Source organism: Rhodomicrobium vannielii ATCC 17100 (assembly GCF_000166055.1).
Lineage (GTDB): Bacteria > Pseudomonadota > Alphaproteobacteria > Rhizobiales > Rhodomicrobiaceae > Rhodomicrobium > Rhodomicrobium vannielii.
In genome coordinates this window covers 2022380-2040916 of the sequence record NC_014664.1, presented here as the reverse complement: position 1 = coordinate 2040916, position 18537 = coordinate 2022380, and the positions used below count along the sequence as shown (strand labels likewise).

The following is an 18537-nucleotide window of genomic DNA, read 5'->3' as shown; positions in this document are numbered from 1 at the left end:
TGCATCTGCTAGCAGATTTGATGCCTCTTGACCAGCGCGTGTCTTGTTCGACGGCGGAGCTTAACATCAAAGGTTCGGGTTGCGATTGGGGTTGCCGAGGTTTCTTGCCTTCCGCCGAGGTCGTCACCGAAAAGTAGGTGTTAGACAAGAAAGTGCTTGGCGCGCCATTAGCGAACGCTATAATAAATTTGATAGCAATATTATGCTAGCCACTAACGACGCATCACTCGGGGGCACCCATGTCTCGGATCGGCGATGTTGCATCACCACTGGCGCTTCGAGCCAGCCAGGCAGCGGCGAGGCTCGGCGTGAGCGAAAGCCAACTGCGCCAATGGTGCATGAAGGCAAGGTGCACAGGCCATATCGTCTCCGCAAAAACGTGGTTCTCTTCGACGCGGCGACCCTCGCGACCGATTGGGACCGGATGAAGGAAGAGGCGGAAGGCTCGTTTACGTCGACCCAAGCGCCGGACATCGAACGCAATCCGTGGGATGAGGCGCTCGGATAAGGTGCCGGGAAACAGGGGATGTATTTCGAGGTTAGATAATTATGGCCTTTGTGAAATTCAGATATATTACGCGGGATCGTGATCGACACGGGACTGTGCGCTATTATTTTCGCCGCCCCGGAAAGCCGAAAACCCGACTTCGCGGGCTTCCCGGCTCGGAAGAGTTTCTGGCGGCGTACAAGGCTGCTCTTGGCGAGCAAGGGCCCGCCTCGAAGGCCGAGAAGAGTTTTGAGTGGCTATGCGAGCGCTACTATAAATCGGCTGCTTTCCAGTCGCTCGAGGACTACACCAAGCGACGCAAGCGCACAGCCCTCACCGAAATCTGCGCCATCGTTGGCGGCAACGGCCAGAAACTCGGGGACGCCCCCTTCGCCGCCATGAAGAGAGCGCATGTCCGCAAGCTTCGGGACATGAAGGCCGATCTGCCGGAGGCGGCGAATTTCCGCCTTAAGCAACTCTCGGCCTTGTTCGCCTGGGCGCTGAAGAGCGATCTCGTCGCGACCAACCCGGCTGAAAAGGTGGAAAAGCTGAAAAGCGGGTCGGACGGCTTTTACACTTGGACCGACGATGATGTGGACGCCTTCGAGGCGCATTGGCCCGTTGGCTCGAAGCCACGGCTCGCAATGGCGATCATGCTCTATCTTGGCGTGCGCCGCTCGGATGCCGTGCGGATTGGCAAGAAGCACGAGAGCAGGGATGGATTGTTTGTCACCTTCTCTCAGTTCAAGGGCCGGAAGAACGGCGCGAAAGTTCTGACGTTGCCGATCCTGCCGCCGCTGCGCGTCATCCTCGATGCGAGCGCGCTTGGGGCGGAGACGTGGCTTGAAACGGCCTACGGAAAGCCGCACAGCGCGGCGGGCTTTGGCAACATTTTTCGTGAGTGGTGCAGAGAGGCAGGACTGCCGCAATGTTCGCCGCATGGGTTGAGGAAGATCGGTGCGGTGCGCGCGGCCGAAGCCGGGGCAAGCGAGCATGAGTTGATGGCGATGTTCGGCTGGGACGACGCCAATATGGCGCGCATTTACACCCGCAAGGCCGCGCAAAAGAAGCTCGCCGCAAGCGGCGCGGCCAAGCTCAGCCTGGAGAGCATTGTCCCACCCTCTGTCCCACTGGACAGAAAGGGTAACAAAATCAATGACTTGGGAGAGTGTTGGCGCCCCCTAGGGGAGTCGAACCCCTCTTTCAAGATTGAAAATCTTGCGTCCTAACCGATAGACGAAGGGGGCGCTGTGCGGCCTTGCGGCCGGCTCGGCGATATAAAGCGGGTTTTGCGCGGCTTGGCAAGGGCCAAGACGCATCTGGAAAGCAATTCCGTGCAGGCGACCACGAAGGTTGCTGAAAGAGGTTTCTGTCTCTCCGAAGGCGGGGCGGTGCTCACGCGGTTTGGCGAAACGAGGCGGAATTCGAGTGGGCTTTCCACGCTGAGCCTTGTGCCGTCGAACACAAGAAGCGCTGCTCTCTCATCTGCCCGAGGTATCGAAGCGCTGCGATGTGCCCCCAAGGCGAAGGTTCAGCGTGCCGGGCGAGAGCGGTGATGAGGATGCCGGGGCGATTTTCGGATAGAGAAGCGCGAGGAGCTTGTTGCCATCGGCCGACGATGCGCCGATCTGAGCGGTGAAGGGCGTCGTCCGCCAGTCGGCGAGATTGCCCTTGATCTGCGCGCGGCCATCGACACGGACATCGCCGAGTGTGCCGGTAATCTGCCCCGCTCCGCCTTGCCCCAGCGCCTCCGCGCCGTAGTTGATCGCGAGCACGGCCGGCGCCATCATCCGCGTTCGCGCGGCAAGCCGTTCCGGCGCTATGCCGAGAGCGGCAACGGCCTGAGCGACCGCTTCGGGCGTGCGCGCCTCGACCCGCCCCTCATGCAGTTTCGAGGCCTCGCGGGCAGTTCTTCGAATAGCGGATCAGCGTCCGCCCTGCGGCGCAAGCATATCGCGAATGCGCTTTTCGAAATCAGTTTGTCTGGACGGCAGGCGCGCCGGTGCCGCGACGGGCTGTTGCTCCGCGACCGAATCCGCCTTGCGGCGAGGGCGCGGTGCGGGCTCCTGCGCGGTGGTCCATGACGACGCCTGCGCGGGCGTCGCCGCCGGCTGTGGCAGAGTCGCTTGGGCGGGCTGGGAGGGCTGTGGCCTGTTCAGGCTTTCGAGCCGCGCAATGTCGGTTTCCATCTTGCCCACCAGCACGGCGCGAACGAACGCCTCGGCGGAGACCGACCGGCGCGCACCGCCCAACTCGCGCAACGGCCCCGCGATGACGACCTTGACCGGCGGCCACTTGCGGCGGTCGGAACTGACGCCAAGCTGCCACGTAGTGTCGGCCTGCATCGTCGCGAGGTCAAGATCGGCCTGCATGCGAACGGTGCCGTCGCGGAGATTGCGGAAGGAGGCACGCGGAATTTCCAGCGTTCCATCGCGGATGACGAGCGGGAAGCGCAGCCTGCGATATTTAAAGTCGCCCGATTGAAGGGCGTCCTGTGCTTTGCGCGCAATGGCGTCTTCCGCGAGCGGTGCGGCTGCCGCCTGCATATCGTCCCCGCTCTTCTGGATGGCGGCGGGAGACAACTTCGCGAGTTGCCCCTCTGAAAGCGCGATCGCCCCCTTGCCACCGAGCACCGAAATGAGCCCGCGCGGACTAAGCCCCTGACCGGACGCCTTGATGATGAACGATGTGCGGCCCAACAGGAGCGCCGAAATGTTCTGCGTGGGCAGCTGCGCCAGATCCGCATTGGAAAGCGAGAGGTTGGCGTTCGCGGTGACGGCGGGGCCTTTCGCGTCGAGCACGAGCGAACCGGACAACGTGCCGCCGAGCGCCTTGCCGTCGAGCTTGCGGATGTCGAGGCGTCCCTTGTCGAGCACGGCGGAAACCTGCGCGTCGGAAAGGGCAAAGCCGTCGCTGAGCTTCAGCGTCCGCACGCCGAGCGCGATGCGGGCTGAGGTTTCCTCGAACGCAATCTTGTTGAACGGGCGCTCGCTCCACAGCGGAGCCGGGTCGGTTGGCGGGGATTCGTGAGACGGGGGCGCGAGGAACTGACCGAGCAGCGACGGAAGCGACAGTTGATCGGCGCTCAACGATGCTTCGATGCCGAGTTGTTCGGCGAGGATGGCGGCCAGTGTGCCGTTGATGGCATTCCGCCCGGACTCGGCCTTGAGCTTTGTCGCTTCGATGCGTTCGGGCGTCGCCGTGACGGTCGCCTCAACGCGCAACGGCGCTTTCGTCTCCGCACCGAGCAGTGCCAGAAGCGGTGCCGAGAGGAATTGTTCGGGCGATGGGGCCGTCGCGGAGACCTTTCCGGAGAACGAAGGCTGTTGCTCCTTGATGGCCGTTGCGCCGTCGATCTGCGCTTGCAGGGGCTGCGTCTTTAGCGCGCCCGAGGTATCGAAGCGCTGCGATGTGCCCCCAAGGCGAAGGTTCAGCGTGCCGGGCGAGAGCGGTGATGAGGATGCCGGGGCGATTTTCGGATAGAGAAGCGCGAGGAGCTTGTTGCCATCGGCCGACGACGCGCCGATCTGAGCGGTGAAGGGCGTCGTCCGCCAGTCGGCGAGATTGCCCTTGATCTGCGCGCGGCCATCGACACGGACATCGCCGAGTGTGCCGGTAATCTGCCCCGCTCCGCCTTGCCCCAGCGCCTCCGCGCCGTAGTTGATCGCGAGCACGGCCGGCGCCATCATCCGCGCTCGCGCGCCAAGCCGTTCCGGCGCTATGCCGAGAGCGGCAACGGCCTGAGCGACCGCTTCGGGCGTACGCGCCTCGACCCGCCCCTCGAACCGGCCATGCGCTGCGGCTTTCAGCGGCACCACGCCTTCGCCTTGAACCGACAGGCCGTCCAGCGTCTCAGCGCTCAGCTTCGTGACGGTGACGAGGTCCGGGTTGAACCTGATCTGCGCGGCGAGGTTCTTCGCATGAATGACGCTTGCGTGCAGCTCGCCAGCGGAGAGGCTGATGTCGCCGCTCTTGATGTCCGAAAGGTCTTCGCCGAAGAACGGCGCAAGCTGCGCGAGCGTCCCTTGCCATGCGGATTTCAACGCGTCGGTGGAAAAAGCCTCGGCGTCCTGCGCTGCGTCAGCGCCCGCGAGGATGAATTTGTCGCCCGCGAGAGTTAGCGAAAGTCGGCGCGCCGGTTGGCTGTCAAGCCTGACACCGCCGGTAAAGGGAGAGCCGTCGATGGTTCCTGCAAGGTTCTCGAGCGCCGCCACGTTTTCGGAAAGCTTGAGGCCGCCGGTGAAGGCGATGGCTCGCGCAAGTGGATACTTGCCGCCTGCTTCTGGTGCCATCCAGCGATTGAGCCGCACGAGGTGCCGCGCATCGACGGAGAGCTTGCCCGCGAGTTCGGAGTTGCCGCTGTCGCGCGCGAGCGTGCCTGTAAAGGCGAGCGCGGTGTCGCCGGGAAGCGTTGCCCCAGCGTTTGAGAACGTCCAGATATTGCCGTCGCGCGCGCCTTCGAGCTTCACGCCGTCAATGAAATCGTCCTTCAGTTGCACATGCTCAGCCGCGAGATCGAGGCGAACCGGCGTTTCGGGATAAAGCCAGAGGAGGCGGTCGGCCACGGCGCGGGTATCGTCCCAGCGCTTCTGGGTGGTGACGGCCCATCCAGCGGCGGGGCTTGCTTTCGCGAGCAACGAATCCGCATCGAGCGATTTCGCCTGAAGGGAAATTTCGGCGGGTGCGTTCCCGGTGAAGGGGATCGTCGCGCGGCCTGCGAGAATCTGCGGGCGGTTAGCGCCGTCGAGCGTCAGCACGAGATCGGACAGCGCGGCGCTATCGAGATCGACTTTCGCCCGAGCACTCGCCTGCACGTCCAAAGGCGCGCCAAGCCCCGCCGTCTTCGGGGCGTTCAGCGTCAGGGCTCCCTCGAAAGTCGGCGCGAAGCTGGCGCGGAGCACGCCGTCCGCATGCAAGACCGTCTTGCTGGAGAGGTCGGTCGCGCTGCCTGAAAGTTTGATACCGGAGTCTTGCGCGAGCTGGGCCATGAGTCTCAGATCGAACCGGCGATCGTCGAAGGTGGCCTTGACGTTTGCCCGATAGGGAGCGCCGCGCGTTGGCGCGGTGACCTTTCCGTCAATGCCGGAAAGTGTGAGCGGTGCGCCGTGTTCGGGCACAAATGTGAAGCGGCCGCCCTCGACTTCGAGTGAGCGGACATCTGCCGTGAACGGCAACGCGAGGCCCGCCGCGCTTGCGCCCGCGCGGTTGGCACCACGCCGCGCCGCCTGAACGATGACCACCGGCCGCACAAGCTTGAGGCGGCTCGCCTCGACATGCCCGCCGATCAGCCCTTGAAGGGAAAGCGAGAGATCGAGCGCTTCGGCGCTCAGCGCGAGCTTGTCGCCCGGCGCGGGATCGGTCGCAATCTTCGCGGCGCGCACGTGCGGCTCGGGCAGGAGTGCGATGTCGATATCGCCGACGATCCGAATCTTCTGACCGAACAGCGTCGATGCCGCCTCCTCGATGTCCGGCCGAAGTGCATTCCAGTCCAGAAAAGCGGGCACGGTGAAGGCCGCGCCGATGAGCAGCACCAGAAGCGTCGCGAATGTTGCCAGGAGGCGGCCCAAAACGATTCCTCTTTGATCAGGAGTACGAAGAACGCGCGCCGTGCTTCGAGCTTGACGTATCGATCTAAAAGAAGGCTTGCAAGGGGCAGGGGCGAAATCGCCCTTTACACAAGCGTCGACCCCGATTCGGATTGTGCCAGATTTTGCCCGCTCACGCGCGCCTTCCCCCTCGGCGCGACCGAGACTTCCACAAGTGAGTTGCACAGGGAAGCCGACGCACCGGCCGACGTCAGAGCATGATCCGCAAAAGTGGTTGCCGGTTGTGCGATGAGATCATGCTCTCTCTTTCCGTGCGGCGTCAAACGGTAAGCGCGCCGCGCTTCGCCGCCTCGTAGCGCTCGGCGATCTTGTCCCAATCGAGTACGGACCACCACGCGCGCAGATAATCGGCGCGGCGATCATTGTATTTCAGGTAATAGGCGTGTTCCCACACATCATTGCCGAACAGCACGCGCTCGCCATCCATCAAGGGCGTGTCCTGATTCGGCTTCGTCGTAAGGCCGAGCTTGCCGTCTCCGTCAACGGTGACGAAAACCCAGCCGGAACCGGTGTGGCTGGCGCCCGCGTTGTTGAACGCCGCCTGAAGATTTTCGAAGCTGCCGAAATCTCGCTCGATGGCCGCCGCGAGTTCGCCGGTCGGCTTGCCGCCATCGCCGCCCATGATCTGCCAGAACATGGTGTGATTGGCGTGGCCGCCTGCATTCGTTCGAACCGCCGCGCGCACCGATTCAGGCACCGACGACAGCGACGCCAAGATTTCGTGCAACGGCTTCTTCGTCCACGCACCGCCCTTGGACGCCGCCGCCTTGAGCTTCTGAACATAGGATGCGTGATGGCGGTCGTGATGAAGCCGCATGGTTTCGCCATCGATGGCAGGCTCGTTCTTGTTGTAGTCGTACGGAAGCGGCGGAAGAGAGTAGGTTCCCCCTTCCCGGTCGAGATGAAAGCCGAGCATCGCCGCGCCTGCTTTCAACATGTTTCCCGTTACTTCGGAGGGCATTCGTAATCTCCCTGAATGAAAAAGCCGCAGGATATCGCCTGCGGCTTCGTTTCAAGCTGCCTGATGAAAAGCCGCAAACGCTCTGCTTCGCCTATGCTGCGCGGTTTGATCAACACGTCAGTGGCTGTTGTGATCCCCCGATTGATGCGCGCCGTGTGAGCCAGACGCATCGGCGGGCGCCGCATCACCGCTCGGGCCGCGCTGGACCCTCGCCTCAAGAGGCACCGGGCCGGCCTTGTCGAAAACCAGCGTGAGCGGGAAGGACGCGCCTTCCTCAAGCCGCTGCTTCAGGCCGAAAAGCATGACGTGAAGGCCGCCGGGCTTGAATTCGGCGGAAGCGCCCGGCGCGAGCTTCAGACCGCCCGGCACGGCGCGCATCTTGAGGACGCCGTTCTCCTCGACGTGCTCGTGGATCTCGGCCTTGTCCGCGACTGGTGTGGAGGCAGAAACGAGGGTGTCGGCGGCGTCGCCCCTGTTGCTGAGCGAGAGATAGACAGCGCCGGTCTTCGCGGCTTCGGCGGTCGGCCGTGCCCACGGATGCAGGATCGAGATGCCGTTTTGCAGATAGGAATGCGCGGAAGCTGCGGCGATGCCCGAAAGCGCGAGCGCGCCTGCCGCCAGAAGGTGTCTTTTCATGTGCCAATCCGTTGCGTTTGATGTGGTTTTGCGAAACGCCGCAAGTGCCCGAACGGGGCGCAGTGCGGCAGTCGACTACGAAACGAGCCCCATAACGGGAGGCGCGCGCGGCCGGAAGGTCGAAATCGCGACGGGGCGGCGTGGCAGACTATCTGGAACCGGGGTGGCAATCCGCTCAGCGGTCCATCGCGGTTTTGGCGAGTTGAACGGCTCAATCGCGGGCGATCCAACGCCATTGAGCGCGAAGGGGCAAGGATCATGTGTGCGGTCGACGGGCGCGCCTTCGCGCGAAGGATCGGGCGTCACGCCCCGGCAGACGACGAGTGCGAAACCGTCGTCGGCGACAACTGGCATTAACCCGGCCACGAGCACAACGCGCGTGAGCGCCGCCGCTAACGCGAGCCATATCGCGACGGTGCGAAACTGTTCGAACGGTTTTCCCATTCCAGCGCCGATCCGGTTGATTTGCCGGAGCCTGAAGCCATGCGCTCTTTTGTTCTACGCACGCTTTTGTGATGACGGGCAGCAGGCGAGGTCATCAGATGCTCAGAGCGCAATATAAGGGCGGCTTCCGCCGCCAATCGGAGCCCGCAGCTATTGCGACAGCTCGCGCGAGCGCCGCGCTGCGGCCGCGATAGCCTCGCGCATGAGTGCCTTGAGCCCCTCGTCCTTCGAAAGAACCGCGAGCGCGGCGGCGGTGGTGCCGCCGGGAGAGGTGACATTCTCGCGCAGTTTCGCAGCTTCGAGCGGCGAGCGATGCATGAGCTCCCCCGCGCCCTCGACCGTGGCGCGCGCGAGCTTCATCGCCATATCGCTCGGAAGTCCGGCTTCCTCGGCGGCATGCGCAAGGCACTCGGCGAGATAAAAGACATAGGCCGGGCCGGAGCCAGAAACGGCGGTCACCGCGTCGAGCTGCCCTTCATCGTCGACCCAGACAACCTCGCCGACAGCGCGCAAAAGCTTGTCGCACAGCTCGCGCTGGGCATCCGTCACATTGGCGTTCGGGAAAGCGCCGGTCACACCGCGACCGACCTCGGCTGGCAGATTCGGCATGGCGCGCACGATGGCCGTGCCGTCGCGGAACTGGTCCGCGATGCCGGACACCGTCCGTCCCGCCGCGATGGACAGCACCACCGTATGCGGGCCGACATGGTTGACGACCTCGGGCAGCACCTCCGGCAGTATCTGCGGCTTCACCGCAAGAACCATGACATCCGGCTCATCTTCGGGGAGCATCGGAATGCCCTTTTCCTGAAGAAGCGCGGTCATTTGCGCGGAAGGCTGCGGCTCGCGTACGGCGATGGCGGTGGGCGGAAATCCTGCACGAAGCCAGCCGCGAAGAAGCGCGCCGCCCATGCGGCCCGCTCCGACGAGAAAGATCGATGAAGTCCGCCCTGTGTCGGTCACGCCTGTCCCTCGGTTTCAAAGATGGTGCTTGCCAACGCGTCCTCCGCGCGCTTTCCAGCCCACACGACGAACTGGAAGGCTTGATAATAGCGCTCGCACGTGTCGATAGCAGCCTGCAAAAGCGCCTCACACTGCTTCGCCGTCGGCTCCGCACCGTTCAGCATCAACCCTTGCCTGTAAAGCAGCAGGCCTTCCGACGACCAGATGTCGAAATGTCCGAGCCACAATTGCTCGTTGATCAGCACCAGGAGGCGATAGATCTCGGGTATGCGGTTGCGCGGCACCTTGAAGTCGAAAGCGCAGGCCATATGCAGGCTTTCAAGATCGTCGCGCCAGTTGAACGAGATATGATAATCGCACCACTCGCCCGCTACGGATACCGTCAACTCATCTTCGCTCGAACGCTCGAAGGTCCAATCCTGCACGCACGCAATCTGTTCCACGAGGTCCACGGGGTGTGAAAGTCGGTTGTAATCCTGCCCGGCAGTGGTCATCCCAATTCCCTTCTGAGCTGCGGCGAGAATGTTCCGGACATGCCCCTTACGACAACCGCCGTATTCGCCCGGTCTCACCGCATATGCTTCTCAGCCTATGGGGTGATCCGCCTGTCACGCGCAATCACGTCAACACTTTCTCCACGGGGAAAACATCGTGGCAGGGGCGTTAGCTTGACAGTGTTGCCAATGTGTCGATTTCGGGCGAACGCAAAGGTCGCGAGGCCGCAGCGCGTCGCGGGCGCGAACGCTCCGCAGGCGCGCCTACTCACGAAGCTGCGGCGTGACGTGTTGCGCGAACCGGCGGCGCAACCGAAGAGCGACACGGCGAGTTGAAGCCGCCGCTTACGCCATCCGGTCAGATGGAACGCAAGGCGCGAGAGATGCGCGCCCTCGTCAGAAATTGCCGCCGTCAATCGTCGGCGCGCCCTGCAAGCGAGCGACCGCCGCCTCAAGCTCATCGACGCGCTTTGCGAGGCGCTCGTTCTCTTCGCGCGCCTTCAGCGCCATGGCCTTCACTGCCTCGAATTCTTCGCGCTGCGGCAGGTCCATGCTGCGAAAGAAGCGCTCCGCCTGGCTGCGTGCGGCGGTCTCGAATTCCTGCCGCGCGCCCTGAGCCGCCCCGGCCGCGTCCGTCATGAACTTGGCGATATCGTCGAAAAACCGGCCTGTCGTCTGCGTCATGTTCGATCCCCGATGGAAAGGTGTTTGCGGCAACCTAATCACTGCGCGTTGCGGCTTCAAGCACGCGCGAGCGCCATGGATCGCCCCGCCATCCAGTCGCAGCTATTGCGGGCGGAAAGGCGCTTATATAACAATAGCTTGCTGCGCCGCGAGATCGGGCGGCGCTCGTTTTTGACGCAAGGGGCCGCGGCCGGGGAGGCGGCGAGCAAGTGACACGCCTCCCGCAAAGAGCGCTTACGCGCGCTCCAACGCCTGCCGCAAGTCGGCGATGAGGTCGCCCGCGTCCTCGATACCCGCCGAGAGCCGCACGAGCCCCCAGCCGATGCCGAGCGCATCGCGGCGTTCCGGCGGCAACGAACCGTGACTCATGGTGTACGGGTGCCCCGCGAGGCTTTCGACACCGCCGAGGCTCTCCGCGAGCGTGAACAGGTTGAGATTCTCCAGCACGCGCCGCACGCCTCCCTCGTCTGTATCGATGTCGATGGTCAGCATGCCGCCGAAGCCGTTCATCTGCCGCGCGGCAACCTGATGCTGCGGATGACTCTTCAGGCCGGGATAGATCACGCGTTTGAGCTTTGGATGGCCTTCAAGCGACTGCGCGATGGCGAGCGCGTTCGCGCTGTGCCGCTCGATGCGAAGCGCCAGCGTCTTCAGGCCGCGAAGGGCGAGGAACGCCGGGAACGGATCGAGCACCGCGCCCGTCGCGTTTTGCAGGAAGCGCAGCGCGTCCGCGAGCGCGGGCTCCTTCACAGCGACGACGCCCGCGATGATGTCCGAATGGCCGGACAGATATTTCGTCGCCGAATGCAGCACGATGTCGAAGCCGAGATCGAGCGGCTTCTGGATGACCGGCGAGGCGAAGGTCGAGTCCGCAACCGTCAGCGCGCCCGCGCTCTTGCCGATGGCGGCGATGGCGGCGAGGTCTGGCACCTTGAGCAGCGGATTCGTCGGCGATTCCACCCAGATGACGCGCGTCTTGCCTTTCTGCACGGCCGCCTTGACGGCGTCGAGGTCGGTCACGTCGACAAACGTCACCGAATGCCCCGCCGTGCGCTTGCGGACGCGTTCGAGAAGCCGCCACGTGCCGCCGTAAAGGTCGTCGCTCGCCACGATGTGGCTGCCATGGTCGAGCAGTTCCAGCACCGTCGCCTCGGCCGCCATGCCCGACGCGAAGGCAAAGCCCGCGATGCCGCCTTCGAGGTCGGCCACCGCTTTTTCAAATGCCGCGCGCGTCGGGTTGCCGGAGCGCGCATATTCCCAGCCGGTGTGCTTGCCGGGCGAGCTTTGCGCGAAGGTCGATGAGGCGTAAATCGGCGTCATCACGGCGCCGGTGGCATCGTGCTCGACGCCCGCATGCACAACTTTTGTCGCCGTTTTCGTGTGTCGGTGATGTTTGGCCACGTCAGTCCATCTTTCTGCGTAGGTGGTTGAGGAGGTCGATGCGGGTGATGAGGCCGAGGAAGCGCTCGCCATCGACGACGACAGCGACAAGGCCGCGGTCGAACAGCGGCAGCAGGCTCTCGGGCGGCCGGTTGGCCTGAACGGTCTCGACCTTGGCGGCCATCGCGGCTTTTACCGGTCGATGGAAGTCGAGCGTGCCGGAGGTAAGCGCGACGAGAAGGTCGCTTTCGTCCAGCAGCCCGACACAGCGATCACCATCGAGCACGGGGACCTGCGACACGTCGTAGAGCTTCATGCGGCTGTACGCGGTTTGCAGCGTGTCTTCAGGGCCGACCGTCACCACCGCGTGCTCGTCATGACGGCGGGCGATGAGGTCGCGCAGGTCGCCGAAGCGCGGCCGCTCCAACAGGCCCTGATCGGTGAGCCAGCGGTCGTCATACATCTTGGACAGGTATTTGTTGCCGGAGTCGCAGATGAGGGTGACGACGCGCTTCGGCTCGGTCTGCTCGCGGCAATATCGAAGCGCGGCGGCAAGCAGCGTGCCGGACGACGACCCCGCGAGAATGCCTTCCTTGAGGAGCAGTTCGCGCGCCGCCGCGAAGCTCTCGCCATCGGTGATCGTGTAGGCGTGGGTGACGCGCGAAAGGTCGCTGACGGGCGGGACGAAATCCTCGCCGATGCCTTCTACGAGCCAGCTTCCGGCCTCGCCGACATCGCCCGACTTGATGTATTCGGCGAGGATCGAGCCTTTCGGATCGGCAAGCACGATATCCGTCGCGGGCGATACGCGGGCGAAGTAACGCGAGATGCCGGTGATGGTGCCGCCCGACCCGACGCCTGCCACGATGGCGTCCACCTTGCCGTCGAGTTGCTTGTAGATTTCCGGCCCGGTGCTGCGCTCATGCGCGGCGGGATTGTTCGGATTGTTGAACTGGTCCACGAAGAACGCGCCCGTTTCCTTCGCGATGCGCTGGGCGAGATCCTGATAATATTCGGGGTGGCCTTTCGGCACGTCCGAGCGGGTGAGGATGACCTCCGCCCCCAGCGCGCGGACATGGGCGATCTTCTCGCGGCTCATCTTGTCGGGGATGACGAGCGTCAGGGTGTAGCCGCGCAGCGTGGCGACGAGCGCCAGTGCCAGGCCCGTGTTTCCCGCCGTCGCCTCGACAATGCGCCCGCCCGGTTTCAGCGCGCCGGATTTCTCGGCGGCATCGATCATCGAAACCGCGATTCGGTCCTTGATTGAGCCGCCGGGATTTTGGCTTTCGAGCTTCGCAAACAGGCGGCAAGGGCCAGTGTCGAGGTGTGTCAGTTCGACAATTGGCGTATCGCCGATAAGTGCCAAGGGGCCATTGTAGTTTGTCATCGTCCGACCTTCCTGCGTTTTCCAACCCCGCGTGTTTCATTCAACACCAGAGCGTGTCTCAAAAGTTCGTTGGAAGCCGATCGACTGCCAAGCGCGCGATCGCAGGCGGATCCCGAGCCTTTTGCGCCTCGCCCACAAGCGGAATGTGTCTCTTTGCTCTGCAAGGTCAACATATGGAAATCCAGCAATTTTTTTGCCCAAACTGCCGAGCTTCGGTTGGGCTGTTGGTGCCGCATTCCTCTGACATCAGCTTCAACGATGGCTGGTTTCTATGGATTCCTCGTTTCGAGAACGCGCGTCTCTCGCTGAACCCGAACTTCGGCGCCGCTTTGCTTTCTATCGCGGGGCGCAATCGCGAGGCTTGTTTCAGGGGACAAGGCGTCGTCGAAGTGCCTGAAATCGCGCCGCCGCTGGCGCGCAAGCTTCGGTAGCTGCCTGACGCGGCCCGCTCCGCCCGGCCAGACGACGCGCATTGCCCCTTAACCATCCCCGTGCGATGAAGGCGTCGGCGAAGAGAAGGGGCATGGCATGATCAGGCGCATCGTCGCGGCAGTTCTTCTTTCACTTCCGGTTCCGGTCGCGCAGGCCGCGCAATGTGGCGGCGATTTCTCCGGCTTCATTGCGCAGGTGTCGCGCGACGCAGTGGCGGCCGGCATTTCGCGATCCGTCATCGACAGTGGGCTCGGCGGCGCGGGCCTCGATCAGGCGGTACTGGCCTTCGACCGCAAGCAGCGCAGTTCGTTCAGTAGCCCCAACTTCGAGGCCTTCGCCGCAAAGCGCGTGCACCCTGCGCGCATCAAGCGCGGCAGGGAGATGTTGCAACGTCATGCCGCGCTTCTATCGCGCATCCAGCAGCGGTTCGGTGTGCCGCCGCAGCTCGTCGTCGCCATCTGGGGCCTCGAAACCGATTTCGGCTCGGGCGACATGGGCAATCGGCCCGTGATCCGCACGCTTGCGACGCTCGCGTGGGATTGCCGACGTACCGAGTTGTTTCAGCGCGAGTTGATTGCGGCGCTCAAGATCGTTCAGCGCGGCGACCTTCCGCTTTCGGACCTGAAGGGCGCTTATGCGGGTGAAATCGGCCAGACGCAGTTTCTGCCCTCTTCGTACATAAAATATGGCGTCGATTTCGACGGAAACGGCCATGTCGACCTTCGCCACAGCGTGCCGGACGTGCTCGCTTCCACCGCGAACCTGCTCAAGGTCAACGGCTGGCGCGCGGGTGCCTCCTACGGCGAGGGCAGCGCGAACTTTCAGGTTCTGCGCGAATGGAATCGCTCCGAGGTGTATCGCAAAACGATTGTCTACTTCGCCGGGCGGTTGGCGGGCCAGTGAGACCTTCCTCACCTGAGGGGCCAAGACCAAGCCGTGCTCGGCAGCATGTCGGCGCAAAATAGAGGGCACTAACCTGAAGATCACGACGCCCCGTAGGAAGCGCCGGTGCTCATACGCGTTGGCATTATGCGACAGAAGCTTGCAGGCGTCAGGCATAAATATCCGGCGGGAGGCTGCGCCCGGCGTTAATGCGTAGCTATTGGCGTCGCCTGCGCGACCGTTTGAATTACGGACGCGCTCACTCTCAAGCTTGACAGCACCTTAATAATCGTATTCATGTACCATAATACCATTTTTAGGAGGTCGCCCATGTCTATCGGCAAGAACGCGTTTCGTTGGGATGATCCGCTTCTGCTCGAAGACGCCCTGACGGAAGAGGAAACGATGGTTCGCGATTCCGCGCGATCCTACTGTCAGGACCAGTTGCTGCCGCGCATCCGCGAGGCGAACCGGCATGAAGTCTTCGACTGCGCGGTGATGACGGAGATGGGCAGTCTCGGCTTTCTCGGCTCGACGCTGCCCGAGATTTACGGCGGCGCAGCCGTGAACTACGTCTGCTACGGTCTCATTGCGCGAGAGGTCGAGCGCGTGGATTCCGGCTACCGCTCGGCTATGAGCGTGCAGTCGTCGCTGGTGATGTACCCGATTTACGCCTATGGCACGGAGGAACAGCGCCGTAAATATCTGCCAAAACTCGCTCGCGGTGAGTGGATCGGGTGTTTCGGCCTGACAGAGCCGGATGCTGGCTCGGACCCCGGCAGCATGAAAACCCGCGCGCGCAAGACGGATGGCGGATGGCTCCTCTCGGGTTCCAAGATCTGGATCACCAATTCACCGGTTGCCGATGTCTTTGTGGTTTGGGCGAAAGACGATGCGGGCATCATCAAGGGCTTTATTCTCGAAAAGGGGATGAAGGGTCTGTCCGCGCCCAAGATCGAGGGCAAGTTCTCTCTGCGAGCCTCGATCACGGGCGAAATCGTGATGGAGAGCGTTTTCGTTCCCGACGAAAACAGGCTTCCCAATGTGGAAGGGCTGAAAGGCCCGTTCGGCTGCCTCAATCGCGCGCGCTATGGCATCGCCTGGGGTGTGCTGGGTGCGGCGGAGTTTTGCTTCCACGCGTCGCGGCAATACACGCTCGACCGCAAGCAGTTCGGTCGGCCGCTAGCCAACACCCAGCTCGTTCAACTGAAACTCGCCAACATGGAAACCGAGATTGCGCTCGGGCTCCACGCGTGCCTGCGGCTCGGACGCCTCTTCGATGAGCAGAAGATGGCTCCCGAGATGATCTCCATGCTGAAGCGCAACAACTGCGGCAAGGCGCTCGACATTGCGCGCATCGCGCGGGATATGCACGGCGGCAACGGCATCTCCGACGAGTTTCACGTCATCCGCCACGCGATGAACCTTGAGGCCGTCAACACCTATGAAGGAACGCACGACGTTCACGCGCTGATCCTCGGCCGCGCGATCACCGGCCTCAACGCGTTCGGCGGTTGAGCCATGGCAACATGCTCGACATCCCCGATCGAAGCGCGCCCCCGCGCGGGCGTGACCGGTGAGCCATTGCCGCTTGTGGCCGCCGGTGGCGTACAGCCGCAGCAGCCCCCGGAGGGTTCGCTCGTCGAGGTGGCGGACGGGATCTTCTGGGCGCGCATGCCCCTGCCGTTTGCGCTCGATCATGTGAATGTGTGGCTGCTGCGCGACGGTCAGGGCTTCACCCTGATCGATACCGGGATGGCCGATGCAAGAACGCGAGGCCTCTGGGAGCGGATCTTCGCAGAACAGCTTGGCGGTTTGCCGATCACCCGCCTGATCTGCACGCATCACCACCCGGATCATATGGGGCTTTCGAGCTGGTTCCATGCGCGCTTTGGCGTGAGGATGACCACGACAATCGGCGAATGGACTCACGGGCGGCTAGGCTGGCTTGAAAGCGGCGAGGACTTCCTCACTCATGCGAGCGATCATTTTGTCCGCTTCGGCCTTCGCGACGAACGGCTTCGTCTGGCGATAGCCGAGGGCAACAACTACCGCAAATATATCGATCCGATCCCGCTCGATTTCATACGGATCAGCGACGGCGACCGCCTGTCGATCGGTGGCCGCGAGTGGCACGTGCTGACTTTCAGCGGACATTCTCCGGAACATGTCTGCCTCTGGTGTCCGGAAGCCGACGTGCTGATTGCCGGCGATCAGGTGCTTCCGAAGATCAGCCCGACAATCGGGGTCTGGAGCAACGAACCCGAGGCCAATCCGCTTGGCGGATTCTTCGCCTCGCTGAACCGGCTGATGACGCTTTCGGACGACGCGCTCGTCCTGCCGTCTCACGGGCTACCATTCACGGGGTTGAGGCAGCGCTGCAAGGCGCTGAAGGCCCATCACGACGACCGGCTGAAGCATACACTCGACTGCTGCGGCGATCCGTCATCGGGCGCGGATGTCATGGAAAGGCTTTTCCCGCGTACGCTCAGCGGCCACGATCTCCTTTTCGCCGTCGCAGAAACGCTGTCACATCTCAATTCTCTGATCGCGGAGGGATGCATAGAATATAGCGCTGGTGAGAAACAAAATATCACATACAGCGCAAAATAATTGCATTTATTACTCTGAATGATATCAGGGCAGATGCAACCCGGTTCGAGTCGGCTGTCGAACCGGTAATTCAAGGGCACCTAGGGGTGGGGAAATGACGAAGAGAAAAGCGCGCCTTCGCGGCGCGAGCGGGCTGTTTGCGTGCGCCGCGACGGCATTGGTAATGCTGTCGCCCGCCGGTGCGGCGGATTTCTGGATCGATACGATCAAGGATCCGCTGCCGGAGAAACTCAGTTGGAAGGGTATCACCGTGTACGGCGTTATCGACGTCAACTACACGTGGCAGTCGAAGGGCCAGCCATTCGACGACGATCTCTATCCCGGCACCATCTACGGTCTTCTCGGAGCACCCGGCGCCCATAAGGCGTATTGGGGTTTTGCCCAGAGCGGCCTGTCGCAATCCTCCGTCGGCGTCAAGATCGAGGAGCCGCTGGGGGAAGGGTGGTCCGTCGTCGGAAAATTCGACACCGGTTTCAATCCGCTTTCGCTCGAGCTTTCCGATGCCTGCGCGAGCCTCTCGAACAACAGCGGAACATCGCTGCGTCAGCAGACCGCGAACGTGGATGGTTCGCGCTGCGGACAAGCCATCAACGGCTCCGCCTTCGCAGGCATCAGCAACGCGAATTACGGCACGCTGACTTTTGGCAGGCAGAACGCGTTCAATCTCGACTCCGTCATCGCATACGATCCGATGGGAGCCTCTTACGCGTTCTCGTTCATCGGCATGGTCGGTGTCACGGCAGGCATGGGGTCTACCGAAGCCGCGCGCTGGGATAACTCCATCCGCTACACCTACAATTTCGGCGCCTTCCACGCAGGCGCGATGTACGCCTTCGGTGCTGAAGACACAGCGATCCACGCTGACGCCTACGGCCTCAATGTCGGTGGCAAATGGCAGGGGCTTTCCGTCGATGCCGTGTTCGCGCAGGAAAACAGCGTTGTCAATGCAGGCAGGCTTGCCACCTACCAGAAGAATGCGTTGGCCGCGACCATCACCGACAACACGTCGGCCTCCATCATGGGCAAATACACCTTCAATCTCGGTGGCGGTTTGAAGGACGCGCCCGGCGACAAGCTGACGGTATACGGCGGATATCAGTACACGGTGCTTTCAAACCCCGACGATCCGTTGAGCGGTTCTCACACGACCATCGGCGGCTACAGGCTGGCGAGCATCAACAATCAGGCTTACCAGACCGACCGCATTCTCAATCTCGTCTTTGCTGGCGCGAAATATGAGATGCCGTCCGGCTGGAGCTTCGCCGCTGGCTGGTATCACTTCAACCAGAATTCCTGGCTCACGGGTGTCAACAGCACCAAATGTTCGACCGGCGCGAATTGCAGCGGCGATTACGATCAGGTGTCGTTCATGGTCGACTACGCCGTCAACAAGCATCTCGATGTCTATTCGGGCATCGGCTACACGGCAGGAAGCGGCGGTCTCGTTGCCGGCTACCTCTCGGATGAAGACACCTACGTCGTGACAGGCATGCGCCTGAAGTTCTGACGGCGGCGAGCGAGCCATGTTGGCTCGTTCGGCAGTGATCCGCAATGCCAGGAAGTTTCGA

At 62.9% G+C, this 18537-nt stretch carries 16 protein-coding genes, 1 tRNA gene and 1 pseudogene; 7 read left to right on the top strand and 11 right to left on the bottom strand.

Annotated features, from left to right (window positions below; all coding sequences use genetic code 11):
* Nucleotides 1-349 precede the first annotated feature (349 nt).
* On the top strand, nt 350-508 hold the full coding sequence (locus RVAN_RS20165) for a hypothetical protein (protein ID WP_155942410.1): 159 nt from the start codon (nt 350-352) through the stop codon (nt 506-508).
* 41 nt (nt 509-549) lie between these two features.
* A pseudogene (locus RVAN_RS21165) lies at nt 550-1539 on the top strand (tyrosine-type recombinase/integrase); the annotation flags it as partial.
* 120 nt (nt 1540-1659) lie between these two features.
* Here RVAN_RS21165 and RVAN_RS09360 read toward each other — a convergent pair.
* The 11 genes from RVAN_RS09360 to RVAN_RS09310 form a co-directional block, all read right to left on the bottom strand.
* Nucleotides 1660-1734, bottom strand: a tRNA-Glu gene (locus RVAN_RS09360).
* 234 nt (nt 1735-1968) lie between these two features.
* Complete coding sequence (locus RVAN_RS09355) at nt 1969-2277, bottom strand: hypothetical protein (protein WP_041787425.1); 309 nt, start codon at nt 2275-2277, stop codon at nt 1969-1971.
* Nucleotides 2278-2412: 135 nt separating this feature from the next.
* On the bottom strand, nt 2413-6054 hold the full coding sequence (locus RVAN_RS09350) for an AsmA family protein (RefSeq protein WP_013419491.1): 3642 nt from the start codon (nt 6052-6054) through the stop codon (nt 2413-2415).
* A 298-nt stretch (nt 6055-6352) separates the two neighbouring features.
* Nucleotides 6353-7054 carry a superoxide dismutase gene (locus tag RVAN_RS09345; protein WP_013419490.1) on the bottom strand — a complete coding sequence of 234 codons (702 nt, stop codon included), beginning with the start codon at nt 7052-7054 and terminating at the stop codon, nt 6353-6355.
* Nucleotides 7055-7171: 117 nt separating this feature from the next.
* A complete protein-coding gene (locus RVAN_RS09340; RefSeq protein ID WP_013419489.1) occupies nt 7172-7690 on the bottom strand; it encodes a copper chaperone PCu(A)C in 519 nt (172 codons plus the stop codon).
* Between the two features lie 75 nt (nt 7691-7765).
* On the bottom strand, nt 7766-8134 hold the full coding sequence (locus RVAN_RS09335) for a hypothetical protein (RefSeq protein ID WP_013419488.1): 369 nt from the start codon (nt 8132-8134) through the stop codon (nt 7766-7768).
* Nucleotides 8135-8284: 150 nt separating this feature from the next.
* A complete protein-coding gene (gene proC, locus RVAN_RS09330) occupies nt 8285-9097 on the bottom strand; it encodes a pyrroline-5-carboxylate reductase (protein ID WP_041787424.1) in 813 nt (270 codons plus the stop codon).
* On the bottom strand, nt 9094-9591 hold the full coding sequence (locus RVAN_RS09325) for a YbjN domain-containing protein (protein WP_013419486.1): 498 nt from the start codon (nt 9589-9591) through the stop codon (nt 9094-9096). Before RVAN_RS09325 ends, proC begins: the two co-directional genes overlap by 4 nt.
* A 396-nt stretch (nt 9592-9987) precedes the next feature.
* A complete protein-coding gene (locus RVAN_RS09320; RefSeq protein ID WP_013419485.1) occupies nt 9988-10275 on the bottom strand; it encodes an accessory factor UbiK family protein in 288 nt (95 codons plus the stop codon).
* A gap of 234 nt (nt 10276-10509) precedes the next feature.
* Nucleotides 10510-11676 (bottom strand): trans-sulfuration enzyme family protein, encoded by a 1167-nt coding sequence (locus RVAN_RS09315; protein WP_013419484.1) that lies wholly within the window; start codon nt 11674-11676, stop codon nt 10510-10512.
* Nucleotide 11677: 1 nt separating this feature from the next.
* The gene (locus tag RVAN_RS09310) at nt 11678-13042 is read right to left on the bottom strand and encodes a pyridoxal-phosphate dependent enzyme (RefSeq protein WP_013419483.1); all 1365 of its coding nucleotides are present in this window, start codon (nt 13040-13042) and stop codon (nt 11678-11680) included.
* 173 nt (nt 13043-13215) lie between these two features.
* Here RVAN_RS09310 and RVAN_RS09305 point away from each other — a divergent pair, with 173 nt between their 5' ends.
* The 5 genes from RVAN_RS09305 (at nt 13216) to RVAN_RS09285 (ending at nt 18476) form a co-directional block, all read left to right on the top strand.
* Nucleotides 13216-13473 carry a hypothetical protein gene (locus RVAN_RS09305; RefSeq protein WP_013419482.1) on the top strand — a complete coding sequence of 86 codons (258 nt, stop codon included), beginning with the start codon at nt 13216-13218 and terminating at the stop codon, nt 13471-13473.
* Between the two features lie 97 nt (nt 13474-13570).
* Nucleotides 13571-14377 carry a lytic murein transglycosylase gene (locus RVAN_RS09300; protein WP_013419481.1) on the top strand — a complete coding sequence of 269 codons (807 nt, stop codon included), beginning with the start codon at nt 13571-13573 and terminating at the stop codon, nt 14375-14377.
* Between the two features lie 309 nt (nt 14378-14686).
* Nucleotides 14687-15874, top strand: a complete 1188-nt coding sequence (locus RVAN_RS09295) for an acyl-CoA dehydrogenase (RefSeq protein ID WP_013419480.1) — start codon at nt 14687-14689, stop codon at nt 15872-15874.
* 3 nt (nt 15875-15877) lie between these two features.
* Nucleotides 15878-16969 (top strand): MBL fold metallo-hydrolase, encoded by a 1092-nt coding sequence (locus tag RVAN_RS09290; protein ID WP_013419479.1) that lies wholly within the window; start codon nt 15878-15880, stop codon nt 16967-16969.
* Between the two features lie 94 nt (nt 16970-17063).
* A complete protein-coding gene (locus RVAN_RS09285) occupies nt 17064-18476 on the top strand; it encodes a porin (RefSeq protein ID WP_013419478.1) in 1413 nt (470 codons plus the stop codon).
* Nucleotides 18477-18537 lie beyond the last annotated feature (61 nt).

Excerpts from the sequence above, each read along its gene's own strand:
- RVAN_RS09285 (WP_013419478.1), top strand. The coding sequence starts at position 17,064 with ATGACGAAGAGAAAAGCGCGCCTTCGCGGCGCGAGCGGGCTGTTTGCG.
- RVAN_RS09290 (WP_013419479.1), top strand. The coding sequence starts at position 15,878 with ATGGCAACATGCTCGACATCCCCGATCGAAGCGCGCCCCCGCGCGGGC.
- RVAN_RS09320 (WP_013419485.1), bottom strand. The coding sequence starts at position 10,275 with ATGACGCAGACGACAGGCCGGTTTTTCGACGATATCGCCAAGTTCATG.
- RVAN_RS09335 (WP_013419488.1), bottom strand. The coding sequence starts at position 8,134 with ATGGGAAAACCGTTCGAACAGTTTCGCACCGTCGCGATATGGCTCGCG.
- RVAN_RS09310 (WP_013419483.1), bottom strand. The coding sequence starts at position 13,042 with ATGACAAACTACAATGGCCCCTTGGCACTTATCGGCGATACGCCAATT.
- RVAN_RS09355 (WP_041787425.1), bottom strand. The coding sequence starts at position 2,277 with ATGATGGCGCCGGCCGTGCTCGCGATCAACTACGGCGCGGAGGCGCTG.
- RVAN_RS09305 (WP_013419482.1), top strand. The coding sequence starts at position 13,216 with ATGGAAATCCAGCAATTTTTTTGCCCAAACTGCCGAGCTTCGGTTGGG.
- RVAN_RS09325 (WP_013419486.1), bottom strand. The coding sequence starts at position 9,591 with ATGACCACTGCCGGGCAGGATTACAACCGACTTTCACACCCCGTGGAC.
- RVAN_RS09340 (WP_013419489.1), bottom strand. The coding sequence starts at position 7,690 with ATGAAAAGACACCTTCTGGCGGCAGGCGCGCTCGCGCTTTCGGGCATC.
- RVAN_RS09295 (WP_013419480.1), top strand. The coding sequence starts at position 14,687 with ATGTCTATCGGCAAGAACGCGTTTCGTTGGGATGATCCGCTTCTGCTC.
- RVAN_RS09345 (WP_013419490.1), bottom strand. The coding sequence starts at position 7,054 with ATGCCCTCCGAAGTAACGGGAAACATGTTGAAAGCAGGCGCGGCGATG.
- RVAN_RS09300 (WP_013419481.1), top strand. The coding sequence starts at position 13,571 with ATGATCAGGCGCATCGTCGCGGCAGTTCTTCTTTCACTTCCGGTTCCG.